Origin of the sequence: Flavobacterium pokkalii (assembly GCF_014596575.1) — a bacterium.
Classification (GTDB): domain Bacteria; phylum Bacteroidota; class Bacteroidia; order Flavobacteriales; family Flavobacteriaceae; genus Flavobacterium; species Flavobacterium pokkalii.
Map to the genome: position 1 here is coordinate 55,345 of NZ_NASZ01000018.1, position 21,852 is coordinate 77,196.

The 21,852-nt window shown below is 30.3% G+C and carries 21 protein-coding genes; 19 read left to right on the forward strand and 2 right to left on the reverse strand.

Translation table 11 applies throughout. The features are described from left to right. Position 1 precedes the first annotated feature (1 nt). From B6A10_RS11700 to B6A10_RS11720, 5 genes are all read left to right on the forward strand, one after another. The gene (locus B6A10_RS11700; protein WP_188221013.1) at positions 2 to 916 is read left to right on the forward strand and encodes a helix-turn-helix domain-containing protein; all 915 of its coding nucleotides are present in this window, start codon (positions 2 to 4) and stop codon (positions 914 to 916) included. A gap of 175 nt (positions 917 to 1,091) precedes the next feature. Further along, complete coding sequence (locus tag B6A10_RS11705) at positions 1,092 to 2,144, forward strand: MBL fold metallo-hydrolase (protein WP_202986216.1); 1,053 nt, start codon at positions 1,092 to 1,094, stop codon at positions 2,142 to 2,144. A gap of 52 nt (positions 2,145 to 2,196) precedes the next feature. Next, positions 2,197 to 3,108 carry an SDR family NAD(P)-dependent oxidoreductase gene (locus tag B6A10_RS11710; protein WP_202986217.1) on the forward strand — a complete coding sequence of 304 codons (912 nt, stop codon included), beginning with the start codon at positions 2,197 to 2,199 and terminating at the stop codon, positions 3,106 to 3,108. Positions 3,109 to 3,112: 4 nt separating this feature from the next. Further along, complete coding sequence (locus tag B6A10_RS11715) at positions 3,113 to 3,838, forward strand: siderophore-interacting protein (RefSeq protein WP_188221014.1); 726 nt, start codon at positions 3,113 to 3,115, stop codon at positions 3,836 to 3,838. A 124-nt stretch (positions 3,839 to 3,962) separates the two neighbouring features. Then, positions 3,963 to 5,081 (forward strand): alpha/beta hydrolase family protein, encoded by a 1,119-nt coding sequence (locus B6A10_RS11720; protein ID WP_202986218.1) that lies wholly within the window; start codon positions 3,963 to 3,965, stop codon positions 5,079 to 5,081. A gap of 80 nt (positions 5,082 to 5,161) precedes the next feature. Here B6A10_RS11720 and B6A10_RS11725 read toward each other — a convergent pair whose 3' ends face one another. Both B6A10_RS11725 and B6A10_RS11730 read right to left on the reverse strand, forming a co-directional pair. Then, positions 5,162 to 5,884 (reverse strand): LytR/AlgR family response regulator transcription factor, encoded by a 723-nt coding sequence (locus B6A10_RS11725; protein ID WP_188221015.1) that lies wholly within the window; start codon positions 5,882 to 5,884, stop codon positions 5,162 to 5,164. 2 nt (positions 5,885 to 5,886) lie between these two features. Continuing rightward, entirely contained in the window at positions 5,887 to 6,927 is a 1,041-nt protein-coding gene (locus tag B6A10_RS11730) for a sensor histidine kinase (RefSeq protein WP_238929396.1), read from the reverse strand. A gap of 251 nt (positions 6,928 to 7,178) precedes the next feature. On the opposite strand from B6A10_RS11730, the gene B6A10_RS11735 reads away from it, so the two are divergent. From B6A10_RS11735 to B6A10_RS11800, 14 genes are all read left to right on the forward strand, one after another. Continuing rightward, positions 7,179 to 9,554 carry a TonB-dependent receptor gene (locus tag B6A10_RS11735; RefSeq protein WP_188221017.1) on the forward strand — a complete coding sequence of 792 codons (2,376 nt, stop codon included), beginning with the start codon at positions 7,179 to 7,181 and terminating at the stop codon, positions 9,552 to 9,554. A 9-nt stretch (positions 9,555 to 9,563) separates the two neighbouring features. Continuing rightward, positions 9,564 to 10,385, forward strand: a complete 822-nt coding sequence (locus B6A10_RS11740; protein WP_188221018.1) for a DUF4249 family protein — start codon at positions 9,564 to 9,566, stop codon at positions 10,383 to 10,385. 159 nt (positions 10,386 to 10,544) lie between these two features. Further along, positions 10,545 to 11,393 carry an RteC domain-containing protein gene (locus tag B6A10_RS11745; RefSeq protein WP_188221019.1) on the forward strand — a complete coding sequence of 283 codons (849 nt, stop codon included), beginning with the start codon at positions 10,545 to 10,547 and terminating at the stop codon, positions 11,391 to 11,393. Positions 11,394 to 11,482: 89 nt separating this feature from the next. Next, positions 11,483 to 11,770 (forward strand): helix-turn-helix domain-containing protein, encoded by a 288-nt coding sequence (locus B6A10_RS11750; RefSeq protein ID WP_188221020.1) that lies wholly within the window; start codon positions 11,483 to 11,485, stop codon positions 11,768 to 11,770. Positions 11,771 to 11,778: 8 nt separating this feature from the next. Next, positions 11,779 to 12,633, forward strand: a complete 855-nt coding sequence (locus tag B6A10_RS11755) for a transcriptional regulator (RefSeq protein ID WP_188221021.1) — start codon at positions 11,779 to 11,781, stop codon at positions 12,631 to 12,633. 39 nt (positions 12,634 to 12,672) lie between these two features. Further along, positions 12,673 to 13,299, forward strand: coding sequence for a P-loop NTPase family protein (locus tag B6A10_RS11760; protein ID WP_188221022.1), 627 nt, complete (start codon positions 12,673 to 12,675; stop codon positions 13,297 to 13,299). A 167-nt stretch (positions 13,300 to 13,466) separates the two neighbouring features. Beyond that, the gene (locus B6A10_RS11765) at positions 13,467 to 14,075 is read left to right on the forward strand and encodes a hypothetical protein (RefSeq protein WP_188221023.1); all 609 of its coding nucleotides are present in this window, start codon (positions 13,467 to 13,469) and stop codon (positions 14,073 to 14,075) included. Positions 14,076 to 14,158: 83 nt separating this feature from the next. Beyond that, positions 14,159 to 15,196, forward strand: a complete 1,038-nt coding sequence (locus tag B6A10_RS11770) for a nucleoid-associated protein (protein ID WP_188221024.1) — start codon at positions 14,159 to 14,161, stop codon at positions 15,194 to 15,196. Next, positions 15,174 to 16,442 carry a hypothetical protein gene (locus tag B6A10_RS11775; protein ID WP_188221025.1) on the forward strand — a complete coding sequence of 423 codons (1,269 nt, stop codon included), beginning with the start codon at positions 15,174 to 15,176 and terminating at the stop codon, positions 16,440 to 16,442. The genes B6A10_RS11770 and B6A10_RS11775 overlap by 23 nt, the downstream gene beginning before the upstream one ends. 4 nt (positions 16,443 to 16,446) lie before the next feature. After that, complete coding sequence (locus tag B6A10_RS11780; protein ID WP_188221026.1) at positions 16,447 to 17,370, forward strand: hypothetical protein; 924 nt, start codon at positions 16,447 to 16,449, stop codon at positions 17,368 to 17,370. Positions 17,371 to 17,387: 17 nt separating this feature from the next. Continuing rightward, positions 17,388 to 18,089: a hypothetical protein gene (locus tag B6A10_RS11785; protein ID WP_188221027.1), complete on the forward strand. Its 702-nt coding sequence runs from the start codon at positions 17,388 to 17,390 to the stop codon at positions 18,087 to 18,089. Between the two features lie 38 nt (positions 18,090 to 18,127). Continuing rightward, positions 18,128 to 19,507 carry an ATP-binding protein gene (locus tag B6A10_RS11790; RefSeq protein ID WP_188221028.1) on the forward strand — a complete coding sequence of 460 codons (1,380 nt, stop codon included), beginning with the start codon at positions 18,128 to 18,130 and terminating at the stop codon, positions 19,505 to 19,507. 143 nt (positions 19,508 to 19,650) lie between these two features. Then, positions 19,651 to 19,935 carry a hypothetical protein gene (locus B6A10_RS11795; protein WP_188221029.1) on the forward strand — a complete coding sequence of 95 codons (285 nt, stop codon included), beginning with the start codon at positions 19,651 to 19,653 and terminating at the stop codon, positions 19,933 to 19,935. Between the two features lie 8 nt (positions 19,936 to 19,943). After that, on the forward strand, positions 19,944 to 20,738 hold the full coding sequence (locus B6A10_RS11800; protein WP_188221030.1) for a UPF0489 family protein: 795 nt from the start codon (positions 19,944 to 19,946) through the stop codon (positions 20,736 to 20,738). The last annotated feature ends 1,114 nt before the right edge of the window (positions 20,739 to 21,852 follow it).

A 21,852-nucleotide genomic window follows, 5' to 3' on the forward strand; every position in this document is an offset into this window, starting at 1 on the left:
TATGAATAACTCAAAAATACATTATATCAAGACCATAACTGAATTACATCGCTTTTGTAATTTAGAAAAGCCTAAGCATCCTCTTGTTAGTGTAATTGATTATTCAAAAATTAACACACCCAAAGATGCTGGTTCTATTGTTTTTGATTGTTATTCAATAGCAATTAAAAAAGGAGTTAATTTTAACTTCAAATACGGTCAACAAACTTATGACTTTGATGAAGGGGTAATGATTTTTACCGCTCCAAATCAAGTGATAAAAATTGAAAATAAGGCTACTGATGAAGATAATCGGGAAGGTTGGATTTTATATTTTCACCCTGATTTTCTATGGAATACCCCATTAGCAAAAACAATAAAACAATACGAATATTTTAACTATTCAGCAAATGAAGCCTTATTTCTTTCAGAAAAAGAAGAAACAATAATTAATACAATTATTAAGAATATTGATGAAGAGTATCGTAATAATATTGATAAGTTTAGTCAAGGAATTATCATTGCACATATTGAAACATTGCTCAATTATTCTGAAAGATTTTATCAACGTCAATTTATTACAAGAAAAATCACAAATCACAAAATTCTTGATCGTCTAGAAGAAATTCTTACGAATTACTTTAATAGTGATAATATATTGAAAAATGGTCTACCTACTGTTCAATATCTTGCGGATTGCTTAAATATTTCTCAAAGTTATTTGACCAGTTTACTAAAAAATCTCACGGGGAAAAGCACCCAAAATCACATTCAAGATAAAGTAATTGAAAAAGCAAAAGAAAAACTATCAACTACAAGCTTATCTGTTAGCGAAATTGCTTTTGAATTAGGGTTTGAACATCCACAATCATTTAGTAAATTTTTTAAAACCAAGACTTTGATTTCTCCTTTAGAATTCAGACAATCTTTTAATTAATTTTTTACATGTTACTTAATAAAACTGGATTAAAACAGTTTATAATTTCACTTCACACCAATAATTAAGTACTCCTTCAATTCTTTTTGGTATAAAAAAAAGAGCATTTGGTATAAATAATAAATATCAAAATTAATTTGGCTGTAGTTTAGTCAAAAATTTATTCCTGAAATAAATGAAAACAGTATTAAAAAAAATGTTTAAACGCATTATTATCTGCATAATTATAGGATTTATGACTTTCACAGCTTTGGATTGCACCTCACAAAAAAAACTTAAAATTTCTGATCACTGCGATGGAAAAAAATTTTTCAATACCACTCTTGAAAAACAATTCTCACCTAGTTTAAATGACATATTTAGAATGATGAAGGAAGGAAGACCTAAATGGCCAGATGATGTTACCACTCTGGGAACTCCAGTATTAAATAAAAAACTAAATAAAAATGATTTTTCTATAACATTTGTGAATCATGCCACTTTTCTAATTCAAACATCTGAACTGAATATATTAACTGACCCTGTATGGTCGAATCGCGTAAGTCCATTAAGCTGGTTTGGTCCTAAAAGAATTAGAAAACCTGGTATCGAAATTAATGAACTTCCCAGAATAGACATTATACTAATAAGCCATAATCACTATGACCACATGGATTTAGAAACACTAAAAAAACTCAACTCAAAATTTTCTCCATTGGTGATAGTCCCTATTGGAGACAGACCTTTAATAGAATCAATTGGAATAAGTAATGTTAAAGAATTAGATTGGTGGGAAAGTCTTAAAATCAACCAAAATGCAAAAGTTACTTTCACCCCCTCTCAACATTCATCAGCAAGAGGTCTGTTTGATAAAGATGAAAGTTTATGGGGAAGCTTTTTTATACAATTTGATAATCGAGGTATCTATTTTGGGGGTGATAGCGGCTATTCAACTCATTTTAAAGAGATAAAAAAACGCATTTGTCCACCTGATGTTGCAATTCTTGGTATAGGAGCTTATGCTCCAAGCTATTTCATGGAAAAGGTACATATGAATCCAGATGAAGCTGTATCCGCCCATAAAGATCTGAATGCTGGATTAAGCATAGCAATGCACCACGGAACTTTTCAGCTTGCGTCTGAAGGTTATGAACAACCTTTGACAGACTTAAAAAAAGCACTTTTAAGAGAAAACATTTCAAATGATATATTTATCAGTCTATTGGAAGGTCAAACAAAATTTTTCTAAATACAATAAGTAACACGTTGTTATAAACAATTAACAATTATTTCATACCTATATGAACAAAAATATCAATAACATTGTTATGACTGGAGTCTCTTCAGGGATTGGCTTACACGCTATAAATAAAATTACCAAACAGCTTAATACAAAAATAATAGTAGGTGCAAGAGACTGTAGAAAAAAAATGCCCGAAAATGTCCAGATAATACCGCTGGATCTGGCCTCATTGTCAAGTGTGAGAACCTTCGCTGAACAGCTAATCAAAGAATTAAATGGAGGAATAGATTTATTAGTTCTCAATGCCGGCATGCAAAATGTAGCCAGTAACGAGAAAAGCGAAGATGGATATGAGTTGACTTTTGCCGTTAATCATCTTGCTCATTATTTATTAATTCAGCTATTACTACCCCACATGTCTACCGAAAGTCGTATTATTATAACTACCAGCGACACCCATGATCCGGCAGTAACTCCTATTGCCCCTAAAATTCTTGATGTACAAGAACTGACGTACCCATCAAAGTCTGGATTTGGTTCTGGAATACGTGCCTATGCGTCATCAAAACTTTGCAATATATTAACGGCTTTCTCATTGTCTAAATTGGAACAAATAAAAACAAAGCACATCAGAATTATTGCTTTCAATCCAGGTTTTACCGTTGGAACATCACTTGGAAGAAATGCTTCTTTTACAAGTAAAATGATAATGTATGCCCTTATTCATACTGTTTTCCGCATAATCAGTCTGTTTAAACCTGAATATGTAATGAGTACACCTGAAAAATCAGGTGGTGTATTGGCAGATATCTGCCTTGAAACTCTGAGGATTCCTGCAGATAAAATCTACATCAGTCTGGTAAAAGGTAAACCCTCTTATCCTGAACCCTCTGAACTGGCAAAAGATGCCCAGGCACAAATTGAATTATGGGAAAAAAGCCATACGCTGGTTCAACTAAATACATTTTAAAAATATGAATTTATTAACAGCCACCTTAAAGCAGATTCTCAATGAAGCAATTATAGAAAAAAAATGGAAAATCTCCGACCTGGCCTATGCCATCCGTTTGAAAAGTAAAAGTATTCAGGATATAGATTTTATTGCAGGGTATTTTATCAGAATCTGCATAGGATTATCCGAGGATTCTCTTTCTGGCAGAGATTTCGTAAGAAGTTATTCTATTTGGAATATTGACAAATCAAGCGGTACAATGGATATTGCTATTGCAACTAAAAGCCAGGGTGCAGGTGCAAATTGGGTGTTAAATCAAAAAGTAGGTAACAAAGTTTACTTCAAATTAAAAAAAGGAAATTTCATATTAGACTGTGAATATGACAATTACCTTATGATTGGTGATTTATCTGCTTTATCACATTTATATATAATTAAAAGAAATCTTTCTGAAGATAAACAGATAGAAAGTCTTATATATAGTCAAAATGTCAACGAATTATACAATGACATTGACAACTCAAATCCTTTTAATTTTCACGAACTTCCAGAGAATCCAACAGACCAGCTTATTTGCAAAATCAAAGAAATCGTTCCTAAGATGACAGGAAAAAAAATGGTTTATATAGCTGGAGACAGTCGTGTATGCAGTACTTTAAATAAATACTTTAAAAATGAATTAAACTGGGAAACTAAACTAATTAAAATTAAACCTTTCTGGAATCCCGAAAAAAAGGGTTTGGAATAATTACTTTAATTAAAATATTATGTCAGAAAATAAAAGTCCTTTAGAACAGATGAAAAATAAAGTGGATATGAAAAAATATATCCATTCAGGAAAACACTGGTCAGAATTAAAATTTTTCGATAACATGCTTACCGATGCTCTTGTAAAGCATATTCTTGGTTTAATTCGTTATAGAATGACTGATCCGGGTGAGATAATGGAAACATTAGGGCAAATGAAAAGTTCCTCTGAGCAGGACTGGGCTACTGCATGGGGGAACACCGCAGAAAAAATTCAGACCAGAGCTGAGGAGTCTTACGCTATTAAAAAAATGGTCTCTGCTTCTTCGTCTTATTTGAGAGCTGCAACCTATTGGAGAATCGCTCTTATGTATTTTAGCGACAAAGAAGACCAAATTGTTAAAAAGTATTCTGAAAATAGCGTATATTGCTATGACCGCTATCTGGAATTATCAGGTTATCCCGGTCAGAAAATTCAAATCCCATACGAAGAAACCTATCTTCCAGGTTATTTTTATCGTTCTCCAACTGCGGAAGAAAAAGCCCCAATTTTAATTATTACACCCGGCAGGGACACTTGGGGAGAAGACACAATCTGGGTATATGATGCTGCACTCCAAAGAGGAATACACTGCATTGTAATAGAAGGACCTGGTCAAGGGACAACACTTCGTCTACAAAATCTAAAATTCAGACCTGATTGGGAAACGGTAATTTCACCAGTAGTCGACTTTGCTGAAACATTGCCCGGAATTGATATGGAACGTATTGCTCTTATGGGAATCAGTTTTGGCGGTTATTTAATTCCCAGAGCAGCCGCATTTGAAAAAAGAATTAAGGTTTGCATAGCAAATCCGGGAAACATTAGCTGGGGAATATCAATAAACAAAGCATTAAAACAAGTCAAAAAGCTTCCTAAATTTCTTCGTCCAACAATGATAGATAATCTGGTGAAGGACTATGCATGGAAACACGGAGTAGAAAACAATATAGATACGGTAATTTCTGAGCTGGATAAGTATAACAACAGTAATATTTTAGATAAAATCACCTGCAAGGTTTTGGTCATGGATGCTACTTCAGAAATACTACCTGGCGAAGCAATAAAATTTTACAATGCTTTGCAATGTCCAAAAGATTATATGCTTTTCGATTCGGAAACAACAGCACAAAATCATACACAAATGGGGGGATATGGCCCTGCATCCGATACACTGTTTGACTGGATTGAGGATAACTTATAAAATCTAAAAATGACATAACAATATTTTGTATCAAAAAAATAATTAATTCTTTTTGAACCAGTTAGTAAAAATTCTAAAAATTATCGGTTTAAAATCTTTTTGGATACATATTCGTTAAAAAAGAAATCTCTATAAACAGTTCCTATAGGGATTTCATTTTTTCCAATATAAACAGTATTGTTATCAATTGATTCAATTGAGTTTACATTTATAATATAAGATTTGCTAACTCTTACAAATAAACTTTTAGGAAGATTTTCATGAATAGTTTTGATATTCATTGCTGTAACTATTTTTTGATTCTCCTTATGTATTACCACATAATCTTTTAAACCTTCAATATATTGAATATCATTAAAATAAACTTTAAACATTCTTCGGTCTGCTTTCACAAAGAAATAATCATCTGTAAAATCTTCTATTTGATTATTTTCTAAATCAGCACTTATTAATTTTGAATAAATAAAAACCTTATCTATAGCCTTTTGAAAACGTTCAGGCTTAATTGGTTTTATTAGATAATCAATTGCATCTACCTCGTAACTTTCAAGGGCAAATTCTGAAAAAGCAGTTGTAAAAATTACAAAAGTACTTGCAGGTATTGCTTTAGCAAAATCAATACCGTTAATGCCTGGCATTTGAATATCCAGAAATACTAAATCAACACTATTATTTGAAATAAACTGCATAGCGTTCTCCGGACCATTAAAAGCCCCTAGAAGTTTTAATGTATCAGTCTGTTCAATCAGCATCTGAACAGCTTCTCTTGCTAAAGGTTCGTCATCAACTATGATGCAGTTCATAATTATAATATTATTTCAAGTTCAACAGTATACGTATCTGTTTCATCTTTGATCTTCAATGTGTAAGAAGTTGCAAATAAAAGTTCCAATCTTCTCTTGATATTCACTAATCCTAAACCTCCTGAATTGGATTTTATTGCCTTTAATAAAGGTTTTGAATTAACACATCTGAATAACAGAATATTGTTTTGTACACTAAAATACAAATTTACAAAAGATAATTTAGATGAATCATTATTATGTTTGACTGCATTTTCTACGAATGAAATAAATAAAAGTGGTGGAATCTGAACTCCATTTATGTTTCCTTCTTTCGAAATTAAAAAATCGAAATTATCTCGTCTTACCTTTTCTAAATTTAAAAAATCTTCCAAAAAATGAATATCAGAAGTCAATAACACTTTTTCTCTTGTACTGTCATACAATTGATAACGCAACAAATCACTTAATTTCATTAAAACGTCAGAAGCCCTTTCCGGATCTTTTTTAATAAGCACATTAGTATTATTAAGCATATTGAATAGAAAATGTGGGTTTATTTGATTTTTTAGCTGTTCGAGTTCAACTAAAGTTTTAGAATTTTCAAGTTCATTTATAATTTTAGTATCCAGCATCCATTGTTGAAACAATTTAATAGCTGCAGAAGCTGAAACAACTACTAGAATCACAATTGAAAAAGGCAGAACATTAATATTTCCTTTATCTGCTTCGAGTCTTACTTCATTTGTATAAACATATTGGCTAATATAATTTATTCCGTTAGCAATAATAAGCAAACCAAAAATTGACAATCCATATCTTATATATTGATTTTTGAGAAGAAGTTTAGGTACCAAAAAATACATATTGGTATAAATCAGCATAAGAAAAAGCAGCACGGTAATAATTCTACTGATGGTCTCCGTTGGTTCAGTATATTCGGGTGTTGTATTGAAAATTGCCAGCACAAAAAAAGCAATCATTATTAAATGCCTTTTTAACCTGTATTTACTATCGGTTAAAAATTGAATAATATGATACTCTCTTCTTTGTTTATCGTCCAAATTTTTACACATAATATCCTTTTTATCGTTCCGCAAAATTAATTTCTTATTCAGTTAGAATATTTTTTTTATACAAAAGCCTTCCCTTTTTATACAAAGTTATTTAAAAGAGTTTTAATCATTTTTTTTTAGTAGCCTATCAATCCTTTAACAATACAATTTGGTATAAAAAATAATCCGTTTGGTATAATAACAAAAATGACAATTTCATTAAAATATAGTTTAGCCGATAGAAATCAAAAAACAAAAAAATGAAAGATCAAATTAAGTTATGCATGTTATTCATTTTAGCATTTATAATTCATGCAAATTCTCAGGAGAAAGTCACCTTAAGTGGGGCAATTTCTGATGTCGAAAATAACGAAACACTATTAGGCGTAAATATTTACATCAAAGAATCAAAAACGGGTGTTGTAACTAATAATTATGGGTTTTATTCAATAACAGTCCCTAAGGGTGATTATACTATTTCCATTAGCTATATGGGATATGTAACTATAGAAGAAAAAATTTCTTTAACGCGAAGTACCCGAAAAGATTTCACACTTACTTCTGAAAGTAAAAATCTTGATGAAGTAGTTATAACTGCCAATACCAAAAAGGCAAACATAAGAAAACCTGAAATGAGTACTAATAAACTCTCAATATCGACAATTAAAAAAATGCCCGCTGTTCTAGGAGAAGTCGATGTCTTAAAAGCAGCCTTACAATTACCAGGTGTCACTAATGCTCAGGAGGGGGCAACAGGATTCAATGTTAGAGGAGGATCAGTGGATGGAAATTTAGTTTTATTAGATGAAGCAATTGTGTACAATACATCACATGTTTTTGGTTTTTTTTCTGTATTTAATTCGGATGTTATAAAGGATTTAAAATTATATAAAGGAGGAATTCCTGCTAACTATGGAGGAAGAATTTCTTCGGTTTTAGATATTTATCAAAAGGAAGGAAATAAAAATGAATTTCATGCCAATGGAGGAATTGGTGCAGTATCTAGCAGACTATTGATAGAAGCTCCAATAGTAAAAGATAAAAGTTCTTTTGTTATTGCTGGTAGAGGTTCATACGCACATTTGTTTTTAAAATTGGCAGACGAACCAAACTCAGCATATTTTTATGATTTAAACACTAAGTTCAATTACAAATTTAATGATAAGAATAATATCTTTATTTCGGGTTATTTCGGAAATGATAAACTAAATTTCGGAAATGATTTTGTAAATAATTACGGCAATACCCTTTTTAACGCCAGGTGGAATCATATTTATTCAGACAAATTATTTTCAAATGCTTCAGCTATTTATAGTGAATACAACTATGGTTTTGAATTAAAATTCATCGGTATTGATTGGGAATCAGATATAAAAAATTATAACTTCAAATATGATTTTAAACATTATATTTCTAATAATTTAACCCTTAATTATGGTTTAAATTCAATCTATTATAAATTTAACCCCGGAACAATTACTCCTTTGGATGAGACTTCAGGTATAAATCCAACTCAGATAAACCGTAAATATGCTTTTGAAAATGCTTTCTATATAAATGCCGAACATAAGATTTCTGATAAATTATCTATCAATTATGGTCTCCGTTATAGTAATTTTCTAAGATTAGGAAAAGAAGAAATTAATATTTATGAAAACAATCAAGCTGTAGTATTTAATCCTGATTTTCAAATTTATGAAGAAGCAACACCAATTGGCACAAAAAAATATGATAGTAATGAAAAACTAGCCAGTTTTGATAACCTTGAACCCAGAGTGTCAATTGCTTATTCTTTAAACGATAATCAATCGGTTAAAGCCAGTTATAATCGAATGAGCCAATACGTTCATTTAATTTCTAATACAGCTTCAGTTTCCCCACTTGATATTTGGGCACCAAGCGATCAATATTTAAAACCTGAAATCTTAGATCAGTTTGCCGTCGGATACTTTCAGAATTTTAAAGATGACGCTTATTCATTAGAAACAGAAGTTTTTTATAAAACCGTAAAAAATAAAGCAGATTATATAGATGGAGCAGATTTGGTCGCTAATGAAGCTATTGAGCGTGTGATGTTAAATGGTGAAGCCCGTTCTTATGGTTTGGAATTAATGCTGAAAAAAAACACTGGTAAATTAACCGGTTGGTTATCATATACTCTTTCAAAAGCAGAACAAAGAACACCTGGTCGTAATTCATCTGAACCCGGAATTAATAATGGAAAGTGGTATAGAGCAAACTATGACAAATTACATAATCTATCATTAACGGCTACCTATCAATTTAACAATAAATGGTCATTTGGAGGAATCTTTACTTATCAAACAGGTAGAGCAGCAACTTTTCCTGTTGGCAAATATGAATATCAAGGAATTACGATTGCCAACTACGGAATTCGTAATGATGATTCTCTAACTCCATATCATCATTTAGATCTGTCTGCTACTTATATTCCAAAACCAGATAAAAACAAAGGTTGGCAAGGAGAATGGGTATTCAGTATTTACAATGTGTATAATAGAAGTAACGCAGCTTCTTTCTCTTTTGGTCAAAACATAGATTCGGGATTAAGCGAAGCAAGGAGAACTTCGATATTCGGTATTATTCCAAGTGTAACGTATAATTATAAATTCTAAAGAATTATCATGAAAACAATAAAAACAGTTCTATCATTAATAATAATTGTATTCTTCACCAGTTGTGAAGATGTAATTGATGTCGACTTAAAAACTGAAACTCCAAAACTAGTTATAGATGCATCAATTGATTGGGTTAAAAATACAACTGGTAACGAACAAAAAATCAAATTATCAACTACTACAGGATATTATGATGAAACATTTCCAACGGTTTCAGGGGCTAATGTGATTGTCACAAATTCTACAGGAATGATTTTTAATTTTATTGAAAACTCTGACACAGGCGAATATATATGCTCTGATTTTCAACCAGTAATAGGAGAAACATATACACTAACTATTGCTTTAAATGGAGAAACGTATACTGCTACTGAAAAAATGATAAGTGTCCCAAATATTGAAAACAATATAAATCAGGACAATTCTGGTGGTATTGCAGGTGATGAAATTGGAATAACGGCTTATTTTCAAGATAATAGTACTCAGGAAAATTATTATTTAAGTAGTTTTAAACCCAATAACTCCCCTTTTCCGGAATATCAATTAGATGATGATAATTTTTTTCAAGGAAATTTAATTCCAATTTATTATTCTAATGAAGACTTATCTTCAGGAAACATCGTAAACATCAGAGTATATGGTATTTCCAAAAAATATTTTGATTATTTCAATAAATTAATTATTGCTTCTGGCAATGATGGAAGTCCATTTCAATCTACACCAACTGCCGTAAGAGGTAATATCATTAATCAGACCAACTTTGACAATTTTGCTTTTGGATATTTCAGACTATGTGAGGTAGATGTAAGGGATTACACTTTACAATAAATATTTTAATTTTTTACATATTAACTTAATACTAATTAAATGCTGGGTTTAATACTCCAGCACTTAATTAGCAAATAATTTACTAAAGAAAATTCTTGTATATCATGAAGTGAATCAATAATTATATATTTTGAAGTTAACTTTTAAAAACAATTAAGATTGAATTCAAAAATAAATCTAGTACTTAAAAACTTAAATGAACAACTAAATTTCATTGATTTAGAAATAGATAACCAAATTAAAAAATGCGAAAAGGCAATTGAAGTCATTTTAATTGCAATTGCAAACATGAAAAAGTTAGTAGTTAAAACGGGGTTCAAATCCGAAACCGAAGAAATTCATTTTTTCAAAGATTTAAAACCGCAATTCACTTCAAAACTGATTTATTTCAACATTGTGTATAAAATCGAAATGAAAAGGCCAAATGGTGGTAATCGCATTTTAAAGAAATACTATCACAATGAATTACAAAAATTAAAAGCTTATTTTGACAACGAATTAGATTTTTACAAATATTACCGTTCCGGTAGTTCCTACCTTGATTACAAATATTTCCTTAGAGGAAGATACGATATAAAACTAGCTTTAGATAGCTATTACTTTGAAACTGATAGTTCGTTTTCTACCTCCCATGATTTTAAAGTAGCTAGAATTCTAGCAAACGATTTAATACAATTATACCTCGAAGACCAGTTGATTATGATAGAGAATAAAGACCTTGGGGATAAATCACAACGCAAACCCAACGTGAAATTAATGTGGACAGGCTCAAAAGTAGCTTTAATTGAATTAATGTATGCCTTACATACCGAAGGAGTTTTCAATAATGGAGCTGCCGATTTAAAAGATATTGCTGATTATTTTGAACATACTTTCGATATTGATTTAGGACAATACCGTCGTGTATTCCTTGAAATCAGGGCAAGAAAAAGTGAAAAATCAAAATTCATTACAACTTTAAATGAAGCTTTATTAAAACGAATGGAAAAATCAGATGAAGCCATTTAAACAAAAATCGTTCACAACACAAACTCCGTTGTGAAATAAAACAAACCAAACTTCACAAATTTGTGCCATAACAATCTAAAATATACGTTATGGCTGTCGAAGTTATTACTCGCGAGGACTTAAACGAATTCCGTAGTCTTCTTTTGAAAGATTTAAAAGAAATCATTCAATCCAAACCGCAACAAACAAAACAGTGGCTCAAATCCAATGAAGTCCGTAAACTGTTAAACATCTCTCCCGGAACACTCCAAAACCTCCGCATCAACGGAACTCTAACCTATACCAAAATAGGTGGTATCATGTACTATGACAATTCAGATATAGATAAGTTATTAAATGGGAATAAGGTAAAAGCATTATCTACTCTGTTCAAATAATAATCCAAATGAATTACATAAAGCATCTCACTGGTTTCTTTGAGAAAGTAGCCATTGATAAAACACTCAATCCAACACACGTTAGCTTATACATTGCACTATTCCAATTTTGGAATTGTAATCGCTTCAAAAACCCAATCAGTATTAATCGTGATGAAGTAATGCGAATAAGCAAAATCAGTTCCAAAGCAACCTATCACAAATGCCTGAAGAACTTGCATAGTTTGGGTTATATCAATTACGAACCATCATACAATCCATTCAAAGGAAGCCATGTCATTTTATTCAACTTTTCCGAAGATTTAAAACCACAACCCAAATCCGAGAGAAAATCAAAAAATGAACCACTTAATGAACATGTTTCTGAACAAGCTTTGAACAAGTCTTGTACTAGTAGTGAGACAGGTACTGAACAAGCAGTAGTACCTTCTATAAACTATATAAACAATACAAACATTTTAAACGAAAAAAACGTTTCAAACTTGGAAAAGCAATCAAAAGTCATTGCGAAGAATGAAGCAATCTTAGATGAAAATAAAATCGTCACATCGAGCGCAGTCGAGAGAACTCAAAAAGAAGAAAAAAGTTCCGCGAAAAAAGAAGAAAAGTTACAGCCATCAATCGAAGAAATCAAAACCTATTTCCAAGAAAATAACTTCCCAGAACAAGAAGCACAAAAATTCTTCAATTACTTCAAAAGTGTCGGTTGGTTAGTCGGTGGCAAAACACCAATGGTCGATTGGCAAGCAGCAGCACAAAATTGGATGATTAACGCACCAAAATTCATTTCAAATGCAGAACAACCTTACAGAGCAAAACAACTCAACACAACAACCGACAAAGACTATTCAGAACCGTTGTAGCTGTCATTGCGAGGAACGAAGCAATCTCAAATATATTCTATGGAAAACGAAATAAAATCTCATTACAACTATCCGGAAGTAATCAATTGGCTCGAAGCTAAAGGAATTGAACTCTACGGCAATCATTTCAAAATCCTTGAAACCGATTATCCAATAGTTTACAAGCTAATTGCCTATTTTTTAAAAGACGAGCCTACGTGTTTTCAATACGGAATAAACCTCAACAAGGGAATATTATTAACCGGACCAATTGGATGCGGAAAAACATCATTGATGAATTTAATGAAATTCCTAACAGCAACAGAACACAAGTTTTTCGTAAAACCTTGCCGAGATATAAGCTTCGAATTTATCCAGGACGGCTACCAAATAATCCACAAATATAGTAATGGAAAACTCTACCAATCAGAACCAAGAACCTATTGTTTCGACGATTTAGGAACAGAAAACAATCTAAAATATTTCGGAAACGAATGCAATGTAATGGCAGAAATTCTATTAAGCAGATACGATCTATTCATTTCAAAAAAACTATTCACTCACATCACCACAAACCTATCCGCCACCGAAATTGAAAAGCACTACGGCAACCGCGTTCGTTCACGATTGAGAGAATTATGCAATTTAATAGCATTCGACAATTTCGCTAAAGACAGACGTAAATAAATTGCATAATCACGAACACCAAAAAAAAACAATAATAAAGCATGAGTAGATGGTAAACTTAATAGCTTATGATAAATCAACACAAGACAAACGCTAACGTCAGTTCGAGTGTTTTTTGTGCAATGAAATGGAACAAAAAATGTATCGAGAACCTTTCAAATAACCAAATGAACCATATAACCAACTTCTGGAACTATTTCCAACAAAACAACTTCGTTTTCCTATTTCTAAACGAAATCTCAAAAGACGAAATAAAAACCCATTTCGACAAACTAATCGAGAAACTCCATCAATACAATAAAGACCTAGACCTCATCATCAAAAACAAAACAAACGAAGCAGAATTAATCATCACCGCAAACGGAAATCCATACCTATTCAAAGAAGTAGAATTACTAGTTCATCATGCCCCAGTTATAGAGCGTTGGAAAATTATCGCATTCCTTCAACCCGAAACCAACCTAACCAAATTCGAAAACGGCACCGACAAACCACTAGAATATTATGGCATCACTTTACGAATAAGCGAAATGTATTTCATTCCACTAGAAAACCCAAATAAACCAACCGATTTAGGAATAAAAGTATTACTCAAAAACTACATTGTCCACAAAGATAACCCAAGACTTCGTGAAGCAGTTTACGTTCATATCGAACATCTAATCGGAGAAAAAGCTTTCGCTAATGATATTGCATTTATTGAAATTGGACAATTGGAAGGAGACTATGAAAACTTAATTAAAATGTATAAATTGACATCATTTATTACAATTTGATTAATAAATAATGGCTATAACGATAAAAAGCAATATATTTTGTATATTTTAGTTGTCTAAATCTCAACACTATTTTTGCAAATATGGAAATTAAAATAAATAATTACACAATACATTATATTGAAAAAGAAGCAAACATAACAGAAGTTGTAAATATTGATTATTCTGATCAAATTTTAGTTGTTGATGAATTTTCAAATTCGTTAGTCAATGAAATACATAAATCAATTTCAGAAAGTCCTTCTTTAAAGAATACAAGGTTTAAAGATAATGAGACAAATTTATTTACAAATTCACTTAATGACTATCTTTCTTCTAATGAAAATGATGATTTCTATATATTTTCTAAGAGTTTAGATGATTTAAAATCAAAGATAGAAAAAGAACCTTTTGCAACTGGAGGATATTATCTTTTTGTCGATTATGAAGTCGTAAACAAAAGATATATTTCTGTTGTATTATTAAGAAAGAAAAATGGAATAAACATTTTTAAACAAGGAAATGTATTCAAAGTTGATGGAACTGAAAATATAAATATTGATAAAATTGCAATGGCATTTAGATTGAATTATGATTTATTTTTAGCGAACGATCCGAACAAAAATTATTTGGCAATAATCTCAACACAAAAGGATGGAATTGCTTCAGGTTATTTTATTGATTGGGTTTCTGCTGGTGGTTTAATTAAAAATTCTAAGAACACTGCAAGTTTTGTTTCAATAATAAAAACAATAGATATACCAACAGATGAAGATGGTAAGGAAATGTATACAAGAAGTAGTTTTCAAAAAGCGGTATATGATAGTGTAAATTTGAGAAAAGATAAGATAATAAGCATGAGGGATTTGGGTAAACAATTTTATGGTGAAGAAAACGAGAATAAGTTTTTTGAATTTGCTGTAAAAAATGATTTGACTATTGATCCTGAATTCAAAAGAGATAGCAAAAGATGGAAAGGGTTGGTAACAATTATTGCTACAATACCCGGTATAACTCTAAATGTTGATTATTTAAAAATTAACTCAGAAGAATTTAAAGCAGATGGTGAAACAATAATTATCAAATCAAAAAAATTAGTTGACCAGATAAAAAAGCAATATGAGCAGCAACGAAACTCTTAAAACTATTATAAACGAATTTCTATCAATATTAAATAATGATATTGCAAAGAATTCATTGGTATTTGATGGTAGTAATTTGAGATTTAAGATTGAAAATAATTATCCCTCAAGTTTAGAAATAGCAAAAAAGATTTTTAAAACTATTAATGAGTTACTTAACGGTGAAATAGAAATAAAGCTTACTAGTTGTAAATTAAAGAATACTTTTTTCTATTTTGATTACGATAATTATTTACGTGATTACGAATATTACAAAGATGCTTTTACTAATTCCAATATTATAATACTTGATTTTGAGACAAAGATTTTATTCAAAGAGATTGATGAAGAATTTACAATAGAAAAAGCTGATATGTTCAACTATGTTCAGCATAGAGAATTACAAGAATTTTTGATTTCAAAAAATGAGTTTACACCTTATCATGATAATTTAAGTAAGCAGTTTGTAATAATTGGAAAAGAGAAAGGAGCTTTTCATATAGGATATAATTTACTTGAAAAAAGAAAAATTTCGAATGAAGATATTAAACCATTTATAGAAGAGCTTAAAACCGAATTTGTAAAGAAAGAATTTATTCAATTTTTCAAAGATGTAATCATAAACAGCATACATAGTACTGATATAAAAGACAGATTTTTTGAGTTAACCAAAAGTTTAAAACTATTACTTAATCTAACTGCAAAAGATTATGAAAGTTATGTTTTGGATTTTGCTATCGATAAGATAAAATCGAAATTTAAAGAAGAGCGAAATAAATATTTTGAAAGTTTAGAAAAGAGTATCGATACAGTAAGTAAACAAATTGTTTCATTTCCTTTAACTTTTGGAGCAACAGCATTTGCTAGTTATCAAGTGAAAGATAAGCCTTGGATACTTATTTTGATAGTTATTGCATATTTACTCTACACATTCATTGCTTTTAAAGTATTATCTATAACAGATTACAATATTCTTTGTTTAAAATCAGATGTCAAGAAAGAAGAGGATGAAATTAAAAATGGATATGAAAAAGTTTATGCTGATTTTAAAGAAGATTTTATAAAGATATGGACTAAAATAAGAAAACTTGAAGGCTTAGTTTTAATTTTAAAATGGATTTTGTCTCTTCTATTTATAATTTTCTTACTATTTGCATTAGTTCAAATTTTTAATCCAGTTGCTTCAGATAAAAAAGAAAAAATATCAGTAGAAACACAGAACATTAATATAATTGTAAAAGAAAAAAAACATCCTAAAGAAAACTAGCTGTATGGATGGATCAACTTTTTGGAAAAATTTTAACCTAGGCACAGAACTGCAAGTGTCAGGAAACTTCATTTATAATTCACTTTCCATTTTTGATAAGATGGAAACTTTTTATCACGAGGAAGAAATATTTGAGTTTCTTTATAATTTATCAGTTGGAATTGAGAGATTATTAAAAATCAATATAATCTTGATTGAGCACAATGACGATATAAATCAAGAAAGTTTTTTTGAAAGTATTAGAAATCATAATCATCAAGGTTTAATTCAACGAATTCAAAAAAAATATACTCTTAAAAAATCAAAACCTAAAGGAAGATTAATTCAGATACTTGGGAATTTTTATAATGAAATGCGTTATGATCGTTTTACTAACAAAGAACCTCAACGATACGACAAAGAGAAACAAATATTAATCGAATTCATTAATAAATATTTAAACATTGAAATAAAAAATGAATTTCTCAATGTGACTAAAAATCAAGTTCAAATAAAGAAATTCATCGGAGAAACAGTCAAATCAATTGTAACTGAGCAATATGATATACTTAGGAATGAAGCTCATAGATTGGGAATATTTGTTTATGAAATTAGATATCTCTCAAAAGCTTACAAGATTTTCATAATGGAACAGTTTGATTTTGAATTTGAAAATCGTATTCAAAAAGAATTATTAATAAAATTGATAAATGATGATAATTTACTTTTAAAAGAATTCTTGAAAGAAATCAAACCTCTTGATTTTGATAATTATGATGGTAATTTTTATATAAAATGTATTCTCAATAGATTAACAGCTTTAAATCTTGATGGTGAGCTTGATGTTTTATATGAAGAAACAGAAAATTTAGAGGAAAGAATTGAATTTTTGGATTGTTTAGGAAATGAGGATGTTAGTTTTTATTTTGATGATGAAGATTTAAATTAATTTAAAGTATTACTATTTTGGAATTTCCTAACTTCTTCTTTTATACCCAACCTAACGATAACCGTGAAAAATATACATTCAGTTTTGGTGAAAATGGTATTCACTATACTTTGATGTATGTAGCCCATAAAAAAGCGTTTGACTTTCACAAAAAAGATGATAATGTCAAGGATATTGATAACATTAATCCTTATGAGCCATTTTTTGAAATGTCATCTTTTAAATTTTTTCGTTTTTTACGAAAAAATGCTATAGTTCAAGAATATCTACTAAAGGAGTTTGTTGTAAAAAATAAAATAAACCTTGGGAAACTTAAAAAGAATAACTGTTGGTTGTTACAACTAGGGAATATTAATTTTTCGCAAGAAGTTTATAAAACCGAAAGAAAAGGAAGAATGTTGAAGTCAAATAGAAAATTTGAGTTTAACCAAATGATAAATGAAATGGAAATTTTACATCCTGATGAAATTAAAAACATCAATTGTAATGTTTTCAGTGTTGTGAAGTATAAAAATGGAATTACAACTTTCGAGGGCTTTATTTATAGAATAAATGGTAAGCTATATTTTTGGAACAAAAAGAATATTAATCAATTAATGAAACTTACGATAGTTTCAAATTACAATCTTTTATCTCAAATCAACTTTATAAATAAAGAAGAATTGCTACAAAAACTTTATAAAATAATTACTAGAAAGTATAAGTCTTTAAGAAAATGATTTTTTGTCATACATTTGATAAGAATTAATAAAATAAAATGCTCAATCCAACCGAAATAAAGTCAATAATAGCTTCTGGAGAAGGCTACAATGCCGAATTCAAAGTAAGTATTCCAAGTAAAATAAAAGAAATCACCGAAGAAGTTTGTGCTTTTGCAAATGCTTCAGGAGGTGTTGTTTTAATTGGCGTTGACGATGCTAATACCATCAAAGGGATAACCATTGATAATGCAAAACGTTCTGCAATACAAAATTCAATAAACGAAATATCTCCAGTACTGAAATGTGATTTTAATATTGTTGAGTTAGATGGCAAAGATATAGCAGTAATTGAAGTTCCTTCAGGTCAAAATAAGCCTTATGTTTTATCTGGAGCTATTTATGTACGCCAAGGTCCAAATTCCCAAAAATTGACAACAGTTGAAGAAATGAGAGATTTTTTTCAACAAGCAGACAAAATTTATTTTGATGATGCCATCTGCAAAGAAGCCAATATAGAAAATGACATTGCAAAAGAAAATATCAATACATTTCGATTTGAAGCAGGTTTAGTAAATGCCACTTCAGACGAACAATTATTTACCAATTTAAAACTAATTACAAATGATGGCCAATTAAAAAACGGTACTGTTTTGTTTTTCGGAAGTAATCCGGAAAAGTTTTTTGATAAAGCAGTTATCCGTTGTGTTGCATTTGATGGTACAGATAAACGATATATTGTTGATGATAAAATAATGACAGGAACATTATATCAACAATATCAAAAAAGTATGATTTGGTTAAAATCAAAACTAAATGTACGATATGATATTGAAGGAGAAGGTGGAAAACCAAGAAAAGAACTATGGGAAATCCCAGAAATAGCTTTTAAAGAAACAATTATAAATTCTTTAGCTCACCGTGATTATTATGATAAGGGAGCCAGAATAACTATCGAAGTTTTTAATGACCGGGTAGAAATATCAAATCCTGGTGGCTTAGTAAGTGCAGTACCAAAAAGTGAATTTGGTAAAAGAAGTGCTAGTAGAAATCCATTAATTTTTGGTTTATTCGAAAGAATGCGATTAGTAGAACAGATAGGTTCAGGAATAACTCGTATTAGAGATGTAATGAATGATGAAGGATTAACTCCTCCAGAATTTAATACTGATGGAATGTTTACTGTTACATTAAGAAGACCTTTCGATTTTGAAAAGTGGGTAGAAAAGTGGGTAGATAAACTAACAGATAATAGAGTTAAAATTCTTAGAGAAGTTCATAATAATCATAAAGTAACTAAAAAAGAATTAGAACAAACTGTAGGTATAAGTGCTTCTGCTATAGATAATAACATAGATTTTTTAAAAGATTTAGGATTACTTAGTAGAGAAGGTAGTGATAAAGGTGGTTATTGGAAAATCATCCCTATTTTACCATAAGTGGGTAGAAAAGGTGGGTAGAAAAACAAAAACAAATTTTAAATAAATTATCTCATTCACCTGCACAAAAATCGCTCCTAGTCCAAGTATTCCTAGCATCAATGCTGCCGTTTGCTTCATTTCGTTAATTTCATTTAAAAAATATGAGTAAATATTTAGGTTTAGATTTAGGGAGTAATTCAATTGGCTGGGCTATAATAGACGATTCAGCAAAGAAAACTATAAATTATGGTGTACATAATTTTGACAATACAAATGGCAAAAAAAGGATTAAAATAAAAAAGCCAAAAAACCAGACAATTTTAATATTAAATATATTAATTTGTATATCGGCTGCGTTTTGTATGGTTAATCTTGAAAATTGGCAATTTTGGCTAAATATCATTCTAACAATTTTTATTGCCAAAATCACATTATCAAGTCAATAAAGTTCTTTATGAAATTTAGAAATCCTTACTACATAGTTCCTCCAGGTTCCGCTAAACAAATTTTATCACATCCATTTTTGAAAAGCGGAGTAACTGAATTAGCCATTTTTCAAGAACACCGATATGCTTTTTTTTATTGGCTAAAATGGACTAGAGAAAATACAAATGGTAAACCACCTTGTTTAGTAAGCTTAGATTGGCATCAAGATTTGTGTTATCCGTGTGAAAAAGAAAAGAAGTGGCTGTCTAAACTTGATCAATCTAATGATGGCGAAGTAGCTTTATTTAGTTGGGCTAAATTGGCAGGGAATAATGACGGTCACATTTTATCTGCTGCATATCTGAATATTATTGGAGATATTTATGTTCACTGCCGACAAGGTACTTTTGAAAGCAATTGGGAAGATGAAGAACTTATCGATATAAATGGCAACAAACATATAATTAGAAAGTTTAAAACACATAAAGAACTTGAAGACTATCTGATTGCTTCTAATGAAACCAAAGTATATTTCGACATAGATTTAGACTTTTTCACCTTGAATAATCCTTACAATGGAAAAGGTAAAAAATTCACATATATGAAAAAAGAAGAAATTCAAAATATACTTTCAATAGATAATCCTTTAACAAAATGGATATTTGAGAGACTGTGTGGTTTTACTATAGCAACCGAACCAGAACATTGTGGAGGACTTCTAAAGTCAAATAAACTTTTGGATATTATTAACAGAATATATTTCAAACCGAGTATTTATTCTGAAAATTGCGATTGGAAACACAAAAAAGATAATAAACGATAAGATTTTCATTCCAATTGCCACTCCTTGCCAACGCTCCTAAAAAAATTACTGTCATGGTTTTGCCCCACCTCACATCAAGCACATTGCCTGCTGGCTAAAGCGTTTTGTTCAAAATAGAAAAATTCGATAAGCCATCAGTCAAAGAGCTTGTCCAATGCTAAAACAAAAACACGTACGCTTCGCAACTCATGCCAGTAATTTTTTCTCCAAAGCTTAGTTACATAATGTGGCATTATAGTGCATGAAGAACTATCCTGCTCCCAATGAAATTTAAGGATGCACTATAATAACATTATGTAAAAAAGCCGCTCACCCAACGCGCTTGCCAGTGGCTTCAGGACAACATTTTTTGCAGCTCCCATCGCACCACCCAGCTACAAAAAAATACCGTCCTTCGCCACTGTCTTTAACAATATTCTGTATTTCATCTGAAACTTTACGATTATCATTGCTTTTAAGAACGTTTGCGTTTACTGTTTTTATCTACTTTGTGCTTAAATAGGAAGTGTTTTCATTGCTTTTGTAAGTAATAAAATGGCTTTAGATTTTCAGTTTATTTGCCTATGGTAAAAGCCATTTTATTACCCACAAAATCAAAATTCCCTGCAAGAGTATTATTTTTTATTTGCCAGAACATCAAAATACATTTTTTCCGTGATAGCTGATGCCTTTGTATTACTCACCCAAATACTTCTGAACACTAAAAGCTGAACACTGAACACTATTTCTGGCACCAGCTATCACAAAAACAATCAGAACATCCAGATAAACAAATAAAAAATAATACCCTTGCCTGCGCTACTGCCAACGCACTAGGTAAGTATTTGCGTTGTTTTTTGAAGATGCTTTCCTTTTCCATATCAACATTCCGACTATACACTAACCACTGCTTACGGAACACTACTCAAGCATCCTCAAAAATCAAATAGTAAAAAAGAGTATCAAATTTTTCAGCCGGATGAAAAACGTTTTTATTATTTGATTTTGGAATTTCCATCCGTCCAAAAAATTGGATACCCTTTCCGAAGACGTCTATTTTTCAAATCAATACTCATTTCTTCAGCTAAAATCCAATTAAACGAGAAAATTTTGATTAGATATTTCAAAATAAAAA